General features: G+C 70.4%; 14 protein-coding genes. 4 read left to right on the top strand and 10 right to left on the bottom strand.

The features are described 5' to 3' along the window. Position 1 precedes the first annotated feature (1 nt). From PKF00_RS22365 to PKF00_RS22355, 3 genes are all read right to left on the bottom strand, one after another. The gene (locus PKF00_RS22365; protein ID WP_271219553.1) at positions 2 to 784 is read right to left on the bottom strand and encodes a CPBP family intramembrane glutamic endopeptidase; all 783 of its coding nucleotides are present in this window, start codon (positions 782 to 784) and stop codon (positions 2 to 4) included. A gap of 147 nt (positions 785 to 931) precedes the next feature. Continuing rightward, positions 932 to 1,567 carry a response regulator gene (locus PKF00_RS22360; RefSeq protein ID WP_271219552.1) on the bottom strand — a complete coding sequence of 212 codons (636 nt, stop codon included), beginning with the start codon at positions 1,565 to 1,567 and terminating at the stop codon, positions 932 to 934. Then, a complete protein-coding gene (locus PKF00_RS22355) occupies positions 1,564 to 2,775 on the bottom strand; it encodes a sensor histidine kinase (protein ID WP_271219551.1) in 1,212 nt (403 codons plus the stop codon). Before PKF00_RS22355 ends, PKF00_RS22360 begins: the two co-directional genes overlap by 4 nt. A 127-nt stretch (positions 2,776 to 2,902) precedes the next feature. Between PKF00_RS22355 and PKF00_RS22350 the strand changes: the two genes are divergently transcribed. Together PKF00_RS22350 and PKF00_RS22345 are read left to right on the top strand one after the other, a co-directional pair. Then, positions 2,903 to 4,099 carry a hypothetical protein gene (locus tag PKF00_RS22350; protein WP_271219550.1) on the top strand — a complete coding sequence of 399 codons (1,197 nt, stop codon included), beginning with the start codon at positions 2,903 to 2,905 and terminating at the stop codon, positions 4,097 to 4,099. A 108-nt stretch (positions 4,100 to 4,207) separates the two neighbouring features. Then, entirely contained in the window at positions 4,208 to 4,744 is a 537-nt protein-coding gene (locus tag PKF00_RS22345) for a DUF4240 domain-containing protein (RefSeq protein WP_271219549.1), read from the top strand. A gap of 165 nt (positions 4,745 to 4,909) precedes the next feature. Here the strand turns inward: PKF00_RS22345 and PKF00_RS22340 are convergent, their stop codons facing one another. The 3 genes from PKF00_RS22340 to PKF00_RS22330 all read right to left on the bottom strand — a co-directional run bounded on the left by PKF00_RS22340 (position 4,910) and on the right by PKF00_RS22330 (position 8,766). After that, a complete protein-coding gene (locus tag PKF00_RS22340) occupies positions 4,910 to 6,544 on the bottom strand; it encodes an amidase (protein ID WP_271219548.1) in 1,635 nt (544 codons plus the stop codon). Positions 6,545 to 6,892: 348 nt separating this feature from the next. Continuing rightward, positions 6,893 to 7,531 carry a response regulator transcription factor gene (locus tag PKF00_RS22335; RefSeq protein ID WP_271219547.1) on the bottom strand — a complete coding sequence of 213 codons (639 nt, stop codon included), beginning with the start codon at positions 7,529 to 7,531 and terminating at the stop codon, positions 6,893 to 6,895. Further along, a complete protein-coding gene (locus PKF00_RS22330) occupies positions 7,519 to 8,766 on the bottom strand; it encodes a sensor histidine kinase (protein WP_271219546.1) in 1,248 nt (415 codons plus the stop codon). The genes PKF00_RS22335 and PKF00_RS22330 overlap by 13 nt, the downstream gene beginning before the upstream one ends. Positions 8,767 to 8,876: 110 nt before the next feature. On the opposite strand from PKF00_RS22330, the gene PKF00_RS22325 reads away from it, so the two are divergent. Continuing rightward, the gene (locus PKF00_RS22325; protein WP_271219545.1) at positions 8,877 to 9,143 is read left to right on the top strand and encodes a hypothetical protein; all 267 of its coding nucleotides are present in this window, start codon (positions 8,877 to 8,879) and stop codon (positions 9,141 to 9,143) included. 173 nt (positions 9,144 to 9,316) lie between these two features. Here PKF00_RS22325 and PKF00_RS22320 read toward each other — a convergent pair whose 3' ends face one another. The 4 genes from PKF00_RS22320 to PKF00_RS22305 all read right to left on the bottom strand — a co-directional run bounded on the left by PKF00_RS22320 (position 9,317) and on the right by PKF00_RS22305 (position 12,607). After that, positions 9,317 to 10,135, bottom strand: a complete 819-nt coding sequence (locus tag PKF00_RS22320) for a class I SAM-dependent methyltransferase (RefSeq protein WP_271219544.1) — start codon at positions 10,133 to 10,135, stop codon at positions 9,317 to 9,319. Positions 10,136 to 10,426: 291 nt separating this feature from the next. Further along, positions 10,427 to 10,915, bottom strand: a complete 489-nt coding sequence (locus PKF00_RS22315; RefSeq protein ID WP_271219543.1) for a GbsR/MarR family transcriptional regulator — start codon at positions 10,913 to 10,915, stop codon at positions 10,427 to 10,429. A gap of 31 nt (positions 10,916 to 10,946) precedes the next feature. Beyond that, a complete protein-coding gene (locus PKF00_RS22310) occupies positions 10,947 to 11,897 on the bottom strand; it encodes an alpha/beta hydrolase (RefSeq protein WP_271219542.1) in 951 nt (316 codons plus the stop codon). 326 nt (positions 11,898 to 12,223) lie between these two features. Next, positions 12,224 to 12,607 carry an ATP-binding protein gene (locus PKF00_RS22305; RefSeq protein WP_271219541.1) on the bottom strand — a complete coding sequence of 128 codons (384 nt, stop codon included), beginning with the start codon at positions 12,605 to 12,607 and terminating at the stop codon, positions 12,224 to 12,226. Between the two features lie 1,273 nt (positions 12,608 to 13,880). Here PKF00_RS22305 and PKF00_RS22300 point away from each other — a divergent pair. Further along, a complete protein-coding gene (locus tag PKF00_RS22300) occupies positions 13,881 to 15,104 on the top strand; it encodes a helix-turn-helix domain-containing protein (protein ID WP_271219540.1) in 1,224 nt (407 codons plus the stop codon). Positions 15,105 to 15,210 lie beyond the last annotated feature (106 nt).

The following is a 15,210-nucleotide window of genomic DNA, read 5'->3' as shown; positions in this document are numbered from 1 at the left end:
TTCAGCGGATGACGACCATGAAGACGAGCGCGGCGAAGAAGACGCTCTGCATCGAGTGGACCGCGATCCCCATCCACGCGCTGCGGAAGCGCCGGGTCGGGTAGGCGAGCAGGAAGGTCCCGGCCACGGTCGCGCCGGGGATCGACCACGGCTGGTGCAGGTGGTAGAGCCCGGTGAGCACACCGTTGACGACCCAGTCCGCCCGGCCGAAGGCGCCCCGCATGCGAGGCAGCAGCAGCCCCCGGAAGAGCAGCTCCTCACCGGCCACCGTGTTGAACAGCATCATGGCGCAGACCAGGGCGAACAGCCCCCAGTTGCCGTGAAGGGTCTCCTGTCCCCCGGGGGAGTTGAGGAACTCGCCGAGGCTGCGGTCGGTCGGCTCGGACAGGCCGAACGGGACGAACTGGAGCATCATAAAACCGAGCCCGAAGGCCAGCGTCCACAGCCACAGGCGGCCGCCGCGCCGACCCGACGGGTCGGACGGCGCCCGCAGCCACAGGGCGTCACGCACGACGGCCCAGCGCAGACTGCGTTGCTCGAAGGCGACGAGCGACAGGGCGAGGACGCACTGCCAGACCAGCCCGACGGTGAGCGCCGCGATCAGCGTCACGGCGAACCGCGAAACCGTGGCCCCCTGCCCCGCCACCGCCGGGACGACGACCCACGCGAGCACCCCCATCGGCACGGCGGCCGCCGCCCAGACGGCGAGCACGGACAGGGGCCGGTACTGCTTCACCTCTTCTAACTCGACGGGGATGGTGACGGTCGGTGTCAGATCGCTCATGTCCACTCCAGATCCCAAGGCGGTGACTGCCTCGCGATCACCGTGTCACCCCGGTCAGCGCCCGGTCACTGAGGGTCGCCCCTGATCTAACCCGTACTCCAACCCCTAAGGGTCTAAAAAGAGAACTCAGCCCTCCGGGGCCGCGCGCTACGTTCCGGTGGCGGCGCCGGACCTCCACGCCCAGGCCGCGATGCCGACCCGGTTGGCCGCGCCCAGCTTGCGCTGGACGTTCGCGACGTGGGTCTTCACCGTGCCGGAGCCGATGAACAGCTCGGCGGCGATCTCGGCGTTGGTGAGACCTTGGGCGACCAGGCGGACGATCTCCAGCTCTCGTTCCGTCAGCGCCTCGGCGGGCGCGGCCGGTGCGGCGGACGCGCGAAGGCGGGCCAGCAGGCGGACGGTGACCTGCGGGCTGATCAGCGTGTCACCGGCCATGGCGGCGCGGACGGCCTCGATCAGCAACGTGGGACCCGAGCGCTTGAGCAGGAAGCCGCAGGCGCCGTCGCGCAGCGCGGTGTGCACGTACTCGTCGAGGTCGAAGGTCGTCACGACGATCACCCGGGTCTCGCCGGCCAGCAGCCGGGTGACCTCGAGTCCGTCGAGCTTCGGCATGCGGATGTCGGCGAGCACCACGTCGGGCCGCAGATGCCGGGCCAGGTCCACGGCGGCGCGGCCGTCGGCGGCCTCTCCGACCACGGTCATGTCGGGCTGGGAGTCGAGGATGAGCCGGAACCCGATCCGCACGTCCTCCTGGTCGTCGGCGATCAGAATCCGGGTCGTCATGTCGGCTCCTCACCGTCGGCGGCCGGGCGGCTCGCGCGCACACCGGTGACCGGCCGGTCCGCACACGCCTCGGTGACCGGCTGGTCCGCACGTGTCTCGGCGGCCAGGCGGTTCGCACGCGTCTTGACGGCCGGGCGGCTCACCTGCCCGCCGGCGTCCCGGCGCGTCCGGCGCGGTTGGACGGGCAGGAGCGCCTCGACCCGCCAGCCGCCCGGCTCGGGCCCGGCCGACAGCGAGCCGCCGAGTATCTCGGCCCGCTCGGCGAGCCCGGCCAGACCGAACCCGCCACGGTCGGCCGCCTCCGAGTGGCCGCCGCCGTCGTCGGTGACCAGAAGGCGGACCGACTCTCCCGTCCGGGTGACGGTGATCACGACGGAGACCGCCTCGGGAGCGTGGCGGCGCACGTTGGTGAGCGCCTCCGTCACGATCCGGTAGAGGGTGGCGGAGGTCTCCCGGGAGAGCCGCCGCTCCAGGCCGGGGTCGATCGACAGGTCCACCCGCACCGACGGGGAGAAGCCCTCGGCGAGGTGCGCCAGGCCGTCGACTCCCGGCAGCGGCTCCGCCGTACCCGATCCGGTGTCCTCGGCTTCGTGGAGCATCTGCACGGTCCGGTCCATGGCGGCCAGGGCGCGCTGGCCCGCGTCCTCGATGCGCCGCAACGCGTCGGTCACCTGCGGTGGGACCGGCCCCGGCGCGAGCTGGGCGGCCTGCGCCTGCACGAGGATCCCGCTCACGTCGTGGGCGACGAAGTCGTGCAGGTCACGGGCGAGCACGAGCCGCTGCGACCGCCTCGCCTCGGCCACCGCGCGACGGCGGCCGTTGTCCAGCGTGCGGGCGTAGAGACCGGCTCCCGCCGCCCCGACCGCCAGGAGGGACCAGCCCGCGCAGGCGCCGACGGTGAAGGCGAGGTCGCCGGGCCAGAGCGCGCGGACGAGCATCACCGCGACCGCGCCCGCCGCGAGCCCGGTCGAGACGACGGCCTGGGGCGCGGGCGCGCGCCTGGCGGACACGAGCGTCAGCACGAGCAGGGACGGCACCTCGACCAGCGTCCAGGGGAGGACGACGCCCTGCCACCCGCCCAACGGATACGCGGCGGTGATCGCGATCGAGAGCGCCCCGCCGACGGCGGGCGGCCACGCGGGCGGCACGCGCGGCACGAACACCGCGATCGTCGCGGCGAGCGCCAGGAGCGCGGCGACCAGGTCCATGCCTCGACTCTAGGGGCCGTCCAGCCACGGGAGGTCTACCGAAAGGGCGACGGATCACCCCGTCCGCCGGTCAGGATCCGCCGAACGGCAGATGGGCCGCCGCCCCGCACCGCTCAACGCTTGAACCATGGAAACGACCACGAACAACCGGAGGACGACGACCGCCCGATGGCCCCGCCGGGCGGCGTACGCGGCGAGCGCCTGGTCGCTGCTCTACGGCGGGCTCGGGCTCCACTGGGCGCTGGGCGGCGCGGGATTCCCCTTCGGCGAGGGCGACATCCCCGACGCCAGGGCGGAGTCACTGCTGGGCGCCTCGACGGCGGCGGGAACCGCACCGGTCATCGCCGCACTCGGATTCGCGGGCGCGGCACTCGCACTGGTCATGGCCCGGGCACGGCCGCGCGGCGCGGCGCCCGCACCGGCCACGACCCAGGCAGGGTCACGGGGTGGGGCACTCGCACCGGCCACGGTCCGAGTACGTTCGCACGGCGCGGCACTCGCACCGACCACGGCCCGGATGCGGCCACGGGGCGTGGTCCGCGTCGCGGTGCTCGCGACGGCCTGGCTCGCCGCGTTCACCCTCGTCGGCCTCATCCCCGACGCCCGCGTCCTGACGGCGGTCGCCTACGCTCCGATCTTCCTCGTCGGGCTGCCGTTCGGCTGGCCGGACGCCGACTACTTCGAGGCCGCGCTTCCCTGGCCGGTGCTGAACCTGATCCTCTGCCTGGCCGGAGGAGTGCTGTGGGCGGGCGCCGCGCTGGCCTTCCAGCGGCGTACCGACGACTCCTGCGGCGGCTGCGGCCGTTCCGCGCATCGGACCGCCACCTGGACGACCCCCGCCTCGGCGGCCAGGTGGGGACGCTGGGCGGCCTACACGGCCTTCGTCATCCCCCTCTTCTACGCCGTGATCCGCTGGGCGTGGGCGCTGAACATCCCGCTGCTGTTCTCCGAGGAGGAACTGCGCTGGCTGCGCGAAACCGGCCTGGTGTGGGCCGGAGCGGCCCTGGCCACGTTCGCGGCGGGCGGCGGCGTGCTCGCCCTCGGGCTGGTGCACCGCTGGGGCGAGGTCTGGCCGCGCTGGGTGATCGGCCTACGAGGCAGACGCGTGCCTCCGGCCTTTCCCGTCACCTTCGCGTCGGTGGTCACGGTCGTGCTGCTGTCCGCGGGCACGGAGGCCGTACGGATCACGAAATGGACCGACCCGGCCGCCTGGCTGAGCAGTCCGATGACGTACTGGCCGATCTGGGCCGTGGCACTCGGTGTGGCGACGCTGGCCTACCACCTGCGCAGGCGAGGCAGATGCCGCCACTGCGGCCTGCTCTGAAGGCTTCCCGCCGGGCCGGTCATCGCCCCGACGGCAGCCGATTGTCAGTGCCTTCTGGTTGTGTGATCGGCACAGAACGCAGGGTTGGTCATGAGAGGCGGCGACGGCATGAGGGATCAGCGGCTCCCGGGAGACGAAGAAGGTCTCTGGGCCTTGGTGGAGGCCGCCTGGGCGCCGCTGGGAGCGGAGGTCGACCAGGCGCGACGGGCGCTGACACATCAGACGACGCCCGGTCCCGACGAGGACCTTCACGGCACGTCGCCGTTCACCGTGGTCGAAGCCGCCCTGGAGGAGTTCCTGAGCAACCTCGGCTCCATCGGCGAGGGATTGTCGGCGGCCGAACTGACGGATCTCGACCGGGTGGTCGAGCGCAAGCTCTACGACATCGACCGCGCGGACGTCCACGAGGTCACCGACGGTTCCGACGACGGTTTCCTCTACGCGCGCGGCTTCATCGTCGCGATGGGCCGCGACTTCTACACCGCGGTCGCCGAGGACCCGAAGAGGGCGGTGCCGGACGCCGAGTGCGAGGAGATGGCTTACTTCTTCGCACACCTGCACCGCGAGCGCTTCGGAGACTTCCCGGACACCGGCTCAGGGATCTCCCGCGAGTCGTGTTCGAACCGGGCCGGCTGGCCCAGCTGACCCACCACCCGCGAGGCTCGCATACGACGCGAACCCTCTGATCTTTCCAACGACGAGAATGACGGACCCGGGTGGTCCGGGGAAAACGCGCTGGGCGGGCGCGATGTGCGCCCGCCCAGCGGTCCTGGAGGTTGTCGGCCGGTCGTGTGGCGGTTCGTGGGGCGGTTAGGGGAGGGTGGGCAGGTAGCGGGGGGCCTTGCGGACCTGGGTGGCCTGCTCGTAGGCGTAGGCGTAGCCAAGAAGCTTGGCGTCGCTGTAGCGGGTGCCGATGAAGGACACCCCCAGCGGCAGGCCGCCCTTGGTGTATCCGGCGGGCACGCTGATGTGCGGGTAGCCGGCCGCCGAGGTGTTGTCGCTGGTGCCGACGAAGGCCTCGGCGTCCTTCCCGCCGCCCTGGTAGTCGACCTTCGGAGCGGGCAGCTCGGTGGGGGAGACGATGGCGTCCAGCCGGTACTTGGCCAGGGCCTCGTCGATGGAGCGGCGTGCCTGGGTGGTCACGATGGCGCGGTGCTCGCGGTAGGCGGGGTCGGACAGGTCACCGGTGGTCTTGTCGGCCATCTCGAAGATGTCCTGGTTGAACTTCGCCAGTTCGATCTTGGCGTGCTTGTTGTTGTAGGCGATCAGCCCGGTCAGGGTCTTGGGGTGGGTGCCGGGGGTGGCGGCCAGGTAGGCGTTCAGGTCGTGCTTGAACTCGTTCAGCACGGCCGGGTACAGGTGTTCGGCCGGGTTCTTGGCGGTGGGCACGTCCACGCCTTCGACCACGGTGGCGCCCAGGGCTTGCAGCTGCTTGACGGTGGCCTCGAAGACCCGGTCGACGTCGGGGTCGATGCCGGTGTGGCCGGTGCGCCACACCCCGATCCGCTTGCCGCGCAGCGCGTCGCGCTTGAGCACCGTGCGGTAGTCGGCGGGCAGCTTGCCGGCGGTCTGCGCGCTGTCCGGATCGGCGGCGTCGGGTCCGTAGATCGCCCACAGCGTCAGCGCGGCGTCGGTCGTGTTGCGGGCGATGGGTCCCGGGCTGTCGTGGCGTGCGGTGATGGGCACGATGCCGGTCCTGCTGACCAGACCCAGCGTGGGCTTGACCCCCACGGTCGAGGTCATGCTCGCCGGGCACACGATCGATCCGCCGGTGTCGGTACCGATCGTCACCGCGGCCAGGCCGGCCGCCGCGGCCGCCGCCGAGCCGCTGGAGGATCCGCAGGGGCTGCGGTCCAGGACGTAGGGGTTGTGGGTCTGGCCGCCGGTGGAGCTCCAGCCCGCGATGGTGGCCGAGGAGCGGAAGTTGGCCCACTGCGTCATGTTCGCCTTGCCGAGGATCACCGCTCCGGCCTCGCGCAGCCGCTTGACCAGGAACGCGTCCTTGGCCGGGCGGGCCCCCAGCAGGGCCGTGGAGCCCGCCGTGGTCGGCTGCCGGTCCGCGGTGTCCATGTTGTCCTTGAGCAGGACCGGGATGCCCTCCAACGGTCCGCGCGCCTTACCGGAGCGGCGTACGGCGTCGCTGCGCCGGGCCAGGGCCACGGCGTCCGGGTTGACGGTGACCACCGCGCCGAGGCGGGGGTTCAGCTGGTGAATCCGCTGCAGGTAGGTGCGGGTCAGCTGCTCGGAGGTCAGCCGCTTGCCGTCCATGGCCTGCTGCAGATCGAGGATCGTGACTCGCTCCAGGTCCACGCCCTGGCCCAGGGCCGTCGCGGAGGTCGGCGGGGCCTCGTCGGCGTGGGCGGCCAGCGGGGCGGCCAGGCAGGCCGAGGCGAGGGCGGCGACGATGGCCGTACGGCGCAGCGGGGTGGCGATGGAGGAGCGCATGATGGTTCCTTGTCATAGGGCTGAGGGGGAGGCCGGGAGGTACATCGGCGCACGTGGTGCGGCCTTTTGGCCTACGTCCAGAACCCTATGAAGAGGATCTTGCCGAGACGACGTTGCAGGCTGCCGAACCTCCGGTAGCCCCTGCTGTACCGTCGAAAGTGGCGCCAGGTCTGCTCAGCGGCGATGAAACGGGCAGGCGGAAGGCGCGGCAGGTCCACGGCTGCTTCCATGACGGCTGCTTCGGTGACGGCCGACCAGTGACGGCCGCCCCCGCGATGCCCACCCCGCGACGGCCGCCCCCGTGACGGCCGCCCCCGTGACGGCCGCTTCCGCGAACTGCTGTGACGGTCAGCTTTCCAGGTAGTGCAGGACCGCGGCGACCCTGCGGTCGACCTGGTCGGTGGGGGCGAGGTCGAGCTTGGCGAAGATGCTGCGGATGTGCTTCTGCACGCCGCCGTCGGTCACCACCAGGCGCTGGGCGATGGCGGTGTTGCCCAACCCCTCGGCCATGAGGGCCAGCACCTCGCGCTCGCGGGCGGTCAGCCGTTCCATCGGGGCGTGGCGGCGGGTGAACAACTGGGCGATCACCTCGGGGTCCATCGCCGTCCCGCCCGCGGCCACGCGGTGCAGGGCGTCCAGGAACTCCTCCACGTTGCCCACGCGCTCCTTGAGCAGGTATCCCACCCCGTTGGTCCCCTCGGCCAGCAGGTTCGTGGCGAAGGCCTGCTCGACGTAGGCCGACAGGACCAGCACCGCCAGGTCGGGGACCAGCCGCCGGGCCTCGACGGCGGCCCTGATGCCCTCGTCGGTGTGGGTGGGCGGCATGCGCACGTCCACCACCGCCACGTCGGGCCGGTGCTCGGCGACCGCGGCCAGGAATCCGTCGGGTTCCGATGCCGCGGCCACCACCTCGAATCCCTCGCCGGTCAGCAGCAGCACCAGGCCCCGGCGCAGCAGCGCGTCATCCTCGGCGATCACGATCCGCACGGCAACTCCACTTCGATGGTCGTCGGCCCGCCCAGCGGGCTGGTCAGCGTGATGATTCCGTCGTGTGCCTCGACCCGGCGGCGGATACCGTCCAACCCAGTGCCACCGGCTTCCGAGGCCCCGCCCCTGCCGTCGTCGCTCACCACCACGCGCAGCAGACCGCCGTCGCGGCGCACCTCGACCAGGGCTTTCCGCGCGCCGCTGTGTTTCGCCACGTTGGTCAGCGCTTCGGCGACGACGAAGTAGGCGGTGGTCTCCACCGACAGCGGCAGCTGCCCCAGGTCGTCGGCGGCCAAGGCGCACGGGACCGCGCTGCCCGCGGCCAGCGCGCTCAGCGCCCCGGACAGTCCCCTGTCCTCCAGGATGGGCGGCAGGATGCTGCGGACGACCCCGCGCAGCTCGGCCACCGCCTGCTCGGCGGCGCCCTGCGCCTCGTCGAGCGCCGCCCGCGGCCCGTCGAGCGCCAGGCCCGTCGACGCCGCCTCCCTGGCCAGCGCCCGCTTGGCCACGGCGACCGTCACCACGACGGCGACCAGCCGGTTCTGCGCGCCGTCATGCAGCGCCCGCTCGATCCTGCGCAGTTCGGCCGCGTGCGCCTGCAGGGCGCCCGCGCGCGTCGCGGTGAGCCGGGCGACCTGCCGCGACAGGTCGATCGACGGATGCGGGCGCAGCAGCCGTACGCCGGGCAGCGCCTGCAACCTGGCCATCCGCGAGGCGAGCACGACGGCGATCACCTGAACGACCACGGCCGCCAGGGCGGCCGCCAGCACCGCGGGATATGTGGTGAGCGGCAGGTCGTAGCTGGTGATCTGATTCTCCGGTGGCAGCAGACCCCACCACAGCGGCAACGACGCGTCCCGCAGGGTCATCGTCGGCATCAGCACGGCGACGACGCCGAGCACCAGCCCCAGCGTGGCGTGCGCGGCCACCCAGCGCAGGTCGCGGAAGGTCGCCGGGTCGCGGCGGGCGGCGCGCATCCGGGCCGTCCAGCCTGTCGCCGTGTCCTGTTGCAGGTAGGGGGTGACGACCTCGAACCCCCAGCGGTTGAGCCGGCCGCGTTCCCGATCCGCCACCGCCCTGGTCAGCGCCAGCATCGGCGGGATCATCAGCAGCCCCACCCCCACGAGGCAGGCGGCGGCGACCAGGATCCATAACGACAGGACCATGGAGGCGAGGATCGCGGTGCCGAGACCTCCCGCCAGGCGTTCCAAAGCCTCGAAGGCGTCCCTGGTCATTTCCCTCACCCTAGGCTGAGGCGAGGACCGTTTCATTCCCCCCTGCACTACCATCGATATGGCAGACTGCCTCATTTTCCCAAACAGAAGCGGTTTCTAGGGTAATCAGCATGAACGACCCCTACCGCATCACACCTGCCGCCCAGCCGCGGCCCTCCGCGTCGCCGTTCGCCCCCGCCCCCCGGCCCGGGCCGCCGAGCGGCGGCATCGCGCTCCGCGTGATCCTGTGGCTCGGCTTCACCGTGTGCGCCGTCATCAACATCATCGGCAACAGCGTCGGCGGCCCCGCCGAGGGAGTCGGCATGATCGCCGGAATCGTCGCCGTCGCCTCCATGGTGGCCCTGATCGCCCACCACTACACCCGGCGCCGTTCGTGAACGTCGTCCCCTTCGACGACGTCCCCGAGAAGCACGGCGACCTGGTCACCCTGGACCTCCCGGCTCGCAGAACGACCAATACGACCTGATGCGTCTCCTGACGCATCACACCGCCGGTCGCCGCGCTCGAACCAGGTCGTCGCCGCGATCAACGGTGGCACGGCACGCGCGGTTCAGAATCGGTAGCGCAGCACGCGGGCGCCCTGCCGGGCCATGATGACGCTGTGGGCTGCGAGGCGCGTGATCGCCCGGAGCGGTTGCGGGAACCCGGCCACCTCCGGCGCCTCGACCAGCATCTGCTCCTCGACGAGCGTGAGCCGGGCGTTCCAGCTTTCGGGTTCGCGGGGGTCGTCGAACCCCTGCCCGGCGCCGACGCCGATCGCCTTGATCGTCGGGTGGTACTTCATCGACCACGCCGCAAACCGGGTGTACCCATTGAAGGCGAGCTCGCCGGTGGCGAAGTGCCCGGTCAGCGTGCGGGCGAGCTCCTGGAAGGCGTCGGCGGCGAGGAAGGGCTGCAGGCCCTCCGCCACGATCATGGCGGGACGGTCACGCGGCACATCGTCCAGCCATCCTTCCCCGGTGAGGTCGGCGCCGACGATGTGGGTGTGCGCCCGCTCGGGGAGGAACCGGGGGCGAAGGCGGGCGATTTCAGGAAAGTCGATGTCGTACCAGTCGACGCCCTCCGGCGGGTCGCAGCGGAACACGCGTGTGTCGAAGCCACATCCGAGATCGAGGACCACGGCCGCCGGGTGTGCGGCGACGAACGAGCGGACGGCGGCGTCCAGCTTCTTGCCGCGTAGCGCGGCGGTGATGACGAGATTGGCCGGGACCTTGAATTTGCCGAAGTCGTAGTCGATCTCGTCGACGATCCCGGCGGACATCGTGTCGCCGAGGATCGGGGCGGGCCGCCTGCTGTCCACGGCTTTGCAGTAGGCGGTGAGCAGCAGGGTTTCCTGGATCGGGCTGAGACGGGGAAGTCGCTGAGGCATGGAGACACGTCCTTGAGCCGCGAGATGACGCCCCGGAACCGGGGCGCCGGACCGACGGCCTTCATGAGCCGTCGGCCGACCATGAGATTTCGTACCGGCGCGACCGGAGGCGGTTCGCCGACCACGGCGTGCCGGTGTCAGGGGTGACCGGAGGGCCTGTTGATCACGGGATGTCGGTGTCAGGGGTGACCGGAGGGCCCGCTGATCACGGGATATCGGTGTCGTGAGCGATCGGGGTGCCTCCCGATCACGGGATGTCGGTGTCAGGGGCGGCTCGGGGCCGCTCGCCGATCAGTGGATGTCGGTGTCCGGAGTGGCCGCTTCGACCGCGTTGCGTGCGAAGACATCCTGCAACCAGGCGAGGGAGTCGTGGGCGGCCCGAATCCGTTCGGTGCGAGGCCCTTCTCCGCCGGTGAGCGCCACACCCTCGTCGGCGATGTCGCCGAACACGCTGAGGCTGGCGAACTTGCGCTGGATGACCTTACGCCAGGCGTCGTCCTCGATGCGGTAGTACACGACGCGATCACCTGGGCGGCGGACCTTGCGGACCAGCCCGATGCTGGTGAGGAAACGCATGTTGGAGGTCAGTGACGCCCGGCTGGCCTGGATCGCGTCGGCGATGTCGCCCGCGGACTGCGCGGGCGGCTCACAGATCATCAGCCAGCCGAGGATGCGCCCCGTGATGGGCGGCAGGGCCCACTCCTCCACGCAGAACGCGGCGACCTTCTCGACCCACAGCAGGAGGTCGTCACGGCTTGGCTCTCGGTCGCCGCTGGGCATTCCGCGTCACTCCTCGCGTGTCATCCGTAGATCATTGTTTCATGGCGGCCACCGATTCGCGGGTAGGCGCCGGAGTCACGACCGGCAGCTCGGTCCGGCGCAGGTAGAGGTCGAACCAGTCGACGGCGAGGCTCATCGCCTTTTCGAGGCCGGGCCCGGTGTAGAGGCCGAGGACATCGTAGGGCAGCACCTCGAGCCGCTTGGGCTCCCCGGCCTTGGCGAAGGCGCTCTGCGCCTCATCGAGCATGTGGTACGGATCCCAGCCACCGTTGGCGATCATGAGCAACGGAGTGGGGGCCAGCCGGTGGACGAGGTCCTCGGGGGCGAAGGTGAGCAGGTGCTCGGTGGAGTCGAGTGTCTTCTCGTTGCGGTACGTCGGGTAGATCTCGGTGGACAGGAGCTGGGCCTGGTGCGCGTTCTCGTGGTCCAGGTTCAGATGCGGGACCCGGGCGCTCTCACCGGTCTCATGGCGGCGCTGCCAGTCCTCGTCGAGACGGTCGCGCAGGGCGCGCAGCCCGGCCCGTCCGAGGAGCCGTTCCAGGTAACGCCAGCCGTTCATCACACTGGGGCTCTGCACGACGACGCACTTGGCGCGCCGGTCGAGCACGGCGGCCTGGAGCGCGACCGAGCCTCCGACGCTGACCCCCCACAGCCCGATCCGTTCCGGCTGCACCTCGGGTCGCGTATGGAGGTAGGAGATCGCGCTGCGGAAGTCCTCGACCTGCCGCTCCGGGTGGTCCAGCCCGCGGGGCTCGCCCTCACTTGCGCCGACCGTGCGGTAGTCGATCGCCAGGACCACGAAACCGGCCTCCGTGAAGTACGGCGCGAAGTGTCGCAACGCCTCCTTCACCATGACGCCGCTGTGCCCGAGCACCAGCGCGGGCGCCGGGGAGTCCGCCGACACCGTGTCCGGCAGGTAGAGGTCACCCGCGCAACGGGTGCCGAGGCTGTTGAACATCACCTGTTCGGGCCGTAAGGCCATGATCACCACCTTGGGAGTAGTTGCTAGTCATGACTGATATTGCCAGTCATGACTAGCATCGTCAATCATGCAGTGCGGATAAAGGGCGCCGAACACTGCTGGACACTCCCGCCGGAAAGGTTCAAAGGCTGAGGTCGGAGGGGGCGGAAGCCCAGTCCGGGCCCGATGGGGAACGCGGTGATCAGAGCAGGGCGGGTACCGCATCCGCTTGGACCGGTTCTTCGCCGTGCGTGCGGCCTGATCGACGGTGTGGACGGCGAAGGCCGGCCAGGGACCGTGCCCAGACCACCACGCCGCCCCGCCGGGCTCCTCCTGGCCCTGCTCTTTCAGTTGGGTGAGCTGAGTTCGAACCAGATCACCGTTCCCATGGAGTCACGGTGGAACCCCCACTGGGTGGCGAGGCTGTTGACGAGGGCAAGTCCGCGTCCGCCTGTGGCGTCCGGTCCTGAGATCCTTGGGCAGGGGATCCTCAGGGAGCCGGGGTCCTGGACGGTGATCAGAACGCCCCGGACGACGAACGTCACCGTGACGAGGAACTCCCGCGGACCGGAGACGAGCCCGGTGGGGTGTTCGACGGCGTTGGTGGCGAGCTCGCTGGTGAGGAGCACCGCGTCGTCGCGGAACGGATGACCGTCCCCGAGCATCTCGGCGACGAAGTTCCGCGCGGGCCTGACCTGATCGGGGGTCGCCCTGAAGCGCCGAGAGATCACGGGGTGATCCGGGGACGCCGGACCTCGCCGCGGTGACCAGCCCATGTCCGGACGAGACAGATCTGCGACGTCATCGGTCATCGTGCGGAGCCGATCAGCGAACGCGCCCATGAGCATGGCCAGAAGCCGTGCCGCCACCTTCATCACTCCTTTCGATCGTGTCCTCGGTGACTCTTGGGCGAGGCGCCGGGAAAGCCGCCTCACGCCCTGTGCCGGGAACAGGGCGTGACCGGCGTACGGGGCGTGGGCAGGGGGCGAGGTGAGGGCGGGAGTCCTCGATCCGCTGGATCCGTACGGCCAGCTCGCCGAGGGTGGCGGTGTCGATCAGGCCGATTCGCTGTCGGCACCAGACAGGGGAGAGCGCCCACCAACGCCCTGTCGCCACGCCGTACCAGAGACACCAGCCGGTGAACCGCAGCGCCAGCGCACGCACCGCCTCCTGAGGCACGGCATTCGCGCTGCCCAGCCTCGCCGCGGAGTCACCCGGCCTCGTGATGGAAGGGCCAGGCCGACTTCGGGGTGGGATGACACCGGGCGGATCGCCGTTGTCCGTCGCCGCAGGCGAAGGGCCGCTCACACTGTCACCGCCTCTCGGTACGGTTCGCGCCTGCCGTATGAGGGGGGATTGTGCTCGTACGGCGCGGCAGCTGCCGTGGTCGGTCGTGAGCGGCGTCCTCGGCTCCCCGGGCTCGCCGTGGGAACCGTGGAGGGGCGGAGCCTCAGCGGATGCGCGGGCACGGTGACGGGCGGCCGACCGCACAGTCCGAGACGGCGTCGCGCCGCCATTCGGGCACGAACCTGGGCGGGGGTGGGCTGGTCCCAGAGGTGACCGGGGCGGTGCGGCAGGCTGGCCGCGTCATGGGCGTACGGCGGATGACCGCACCATCGGCACCCAAGCGGCGACGGCGGCCGCTCGGCATGCCAGCGGATCCGAATGATCCTGACGGCTCCACCAGGGTTGGACACGGTCACACCCTCCTGTGCGATCAAGGCTCTGCCATGCGGCACCACCCACCTGGCGGAGCCGCCCATGGACTTCGATCTGGCCGTGACGCCGGAGGAACACCTGCCTGACGTCCTCCAGCGGTTCATGAGTCGTGATCCGGCGTGAACGGCGTCCCGATCAGGTGACGGGGGTGTCGCCTGACGTTCCCACGCCTATCTCCACTCACTCAAAGTGACAGTACGACCGCGTAGAGGCGTCGATATCAACGCCGTTGATACTTTGACGCAGGCACGGGCCAAGCCCGCTGCGGCGGGCTACTTTGAGGTCATGGCCTACTCGGATCCGGCGGCTGAGAGCGTGGGAACGCGTGTGCGTCGCGCCCGTAAACGCATGGACATCACCCAGCGGGAGCTGGCCCGGCGCGTCGGTCGCGCGCAGTCCTGGGTGTCAGGAGTCGAGAACGACAGCATCCCCCTGGACTCCATCGCACTGATCAACACCCTCGCCCGTGCCCTGCGCGTGCACCCCAACGAGCTGACCGCGCGCCCCTATCGGGGAGACACTCCGGCCGAGGACCGAGGTCATTCGGCGATCCCCGAGATTCGCCGCCAACTGGAGCGCTACGACCTCGGGCCCGAATGGGATGGCGAGGTGCGACCGCTGTCTGAACTCAGCACCGCAATCAATCGCGCGAACTGGCTACGAAGAGAGGCACGCTACGCGGAGCTGGCCAACGAACTTCCGGCCCTGCTCTCCGAGCTTCAAGCGGCAACTCACCTTTACCTGGGGTCGAATCGGAGCACCGCCTTCAGTCTGCTCGCGACCGCTTACCAGGCGGCGGACTCCGTGACCTACAACCTTGGCTACGCCGATCTGTCTCTGATCGCAACCAACCGAGTTCGCTGGGCCGCTGAGCAGTCGGGAGACCCATACCAAGGCGCTGTAGCTGCTTATCTGCGGATACGAAACCTGTGGTCCAGCACCTCATGGAACGACGCCCTCAGCGTGCTCGACTCCGCGTGCGCGGGCGTCGAGAACGAATACACCGCAGGCGAACCAGAGGCGCTGGCAGTCTGGGGTGGGCTCCAGCTACGAGCCGCGATCACCGCAGCCCGCAAGAACAGTGCCGACGAAGCGTGGTCACGCCACCGACTCGCAGCCGAGGCGGTCACCCGGCTTGGATCCCGCCAGCGCACCAACTATTACGAGCTGTGCACCAACCAGTCCAACATCGATATCCACGGCGTCGCCATCGCCGTCGAGCTTGGTGACGGACCGCAGGCCGTACGCCGCGGGGAGGTGGTGCGGCTCCCGAAAGACCTGCAGGCCAACCGTGTTGGATACCACCACCTCGACTACGCCCGAGGGTTGTTGTGGTGCGGCAAGCGCGAGGCCGCGACGGCCGAGCTGGAGCGCGCCGAGAAGGTCGCCCCCCTGCTCATCCGCAATCACCCGATGGCCCAGCAGGCCGTACGGACCCTCCTGGACCTCGAGCGCTACAGCTACCGCGAACGCATCCGCCGCTTGGGCGTACGCATGCACATCCTTTGATGTTCGGTATTGCTGTCGTCTGCTTTGGAGTAATCAGCCGACACCAAGGCTGATTACTGTCCATCGGATTGGTGCAACTCCATGTTGACCCAGCTACCGAGCGTGG

The sequence above is a fragment of the Streptosporangium carneum genome (assembly GCF_027922005.1).
GTDB classification, from domain to species: domain Bacteria; phylum Actinomycetota; class Actinomycetes; order Streptosporangiales; family Streptosporangiaceae; genus Streptosporangium; species Streptosporangium carneum.
This window is presented reverse-complemented; position numbering and strand designations above follow the sequence as displayed.

Excerpts from the sequence above, each read along its gene's own strand:
- PKF00_RS22365 (WP_271219553.1), bottom strand. The coding sequence starts at position 784 with ATGAGCGATCTGACACCGACCGTCACCATCCCCGTCGAGTTAGAAGAG.
- PKF00_RS22360 (WP_271219552.1), bottom strand. The coding sequence starts at position 1,567 with ATGACGACCCGGATTCTGATCGCCGACGACCAGGAGGACGTGCGGATC.
- PKF00_RS22355 (WP_271219551.1), bottom strand. The coding sequence starts at position 2,775 with ATGGACCTGGTCGCCGCGCTCCTGGCGCTCGCCGCGACGATCGCGGTG.
- PKF00_RS22350 (WP_271219550.1), top strand. The coding sequence starts at position 2,903 with ATGGAAACGACCACGAACAACCGGAGGACGACGACCGCCCGATGGCCC.
- PKF00_RS22345 (WP_271219549.1), top strand. The coding sequence starts at position 4,208 with ATGAGGGATCAGCGGCTCCCGGGAGACGAAGAAGGTCTCTGGGCCTTG.
- PKF00_RS22340 (WP_271219548.1), bottom strand. The coding sequence starts at position 6,544 with ATGCGCTCCTCCATCGCCACCCCGCTGCGCCGTACGGCCATCGTCGCC.
- PKF00_RS22330 (WP_271219546.1), bottom strand. The coding sequence starts at position 8,766 with ATGACCAGGGACGCCTTCGAGGCTTTGGAACGCCTGGCGGGAGGTCTC.
- PKF00_RS22325 (WP_271219545.1), top strand. The coding sequence starts at position 8,877 with ATGAACGACCCCTACCGCATCACACCTGCCGCCCAGCCGCGGCCCTCC.
- PKF00_RS22320 (WP_271219544.1), bottom strand. The coding sequence starts at position 10,135 with ATGCCTCAGCGACTTCCCCGTCTCAGCCCGATCCAGGAAACCCTGCTG.
- PKF00_RS22315 (WP_271219543.1), bottom strand. The coding sequence starts at position 10,915 with ATGCCCAGCGGCGACCGAGAGCCAAGCCGTGACGACCTCCTGCTGTGG.
- PKF00_RS22310 (WP_271219542.1), bottom strand. The coding sequence starts at position 11,897 with ATGGCCTTACGGCCCGAACAGGTGATGTTCAACAGCCTCGGCACCCGT.
- PKF00_RS22300 (WP_271219540.1), top strand. The coding sequence starts at position 13,881 with ATGGCCTACTCGGATCCGGCGGCTGAGAGCGTGGGAACGCGTGTGCGT.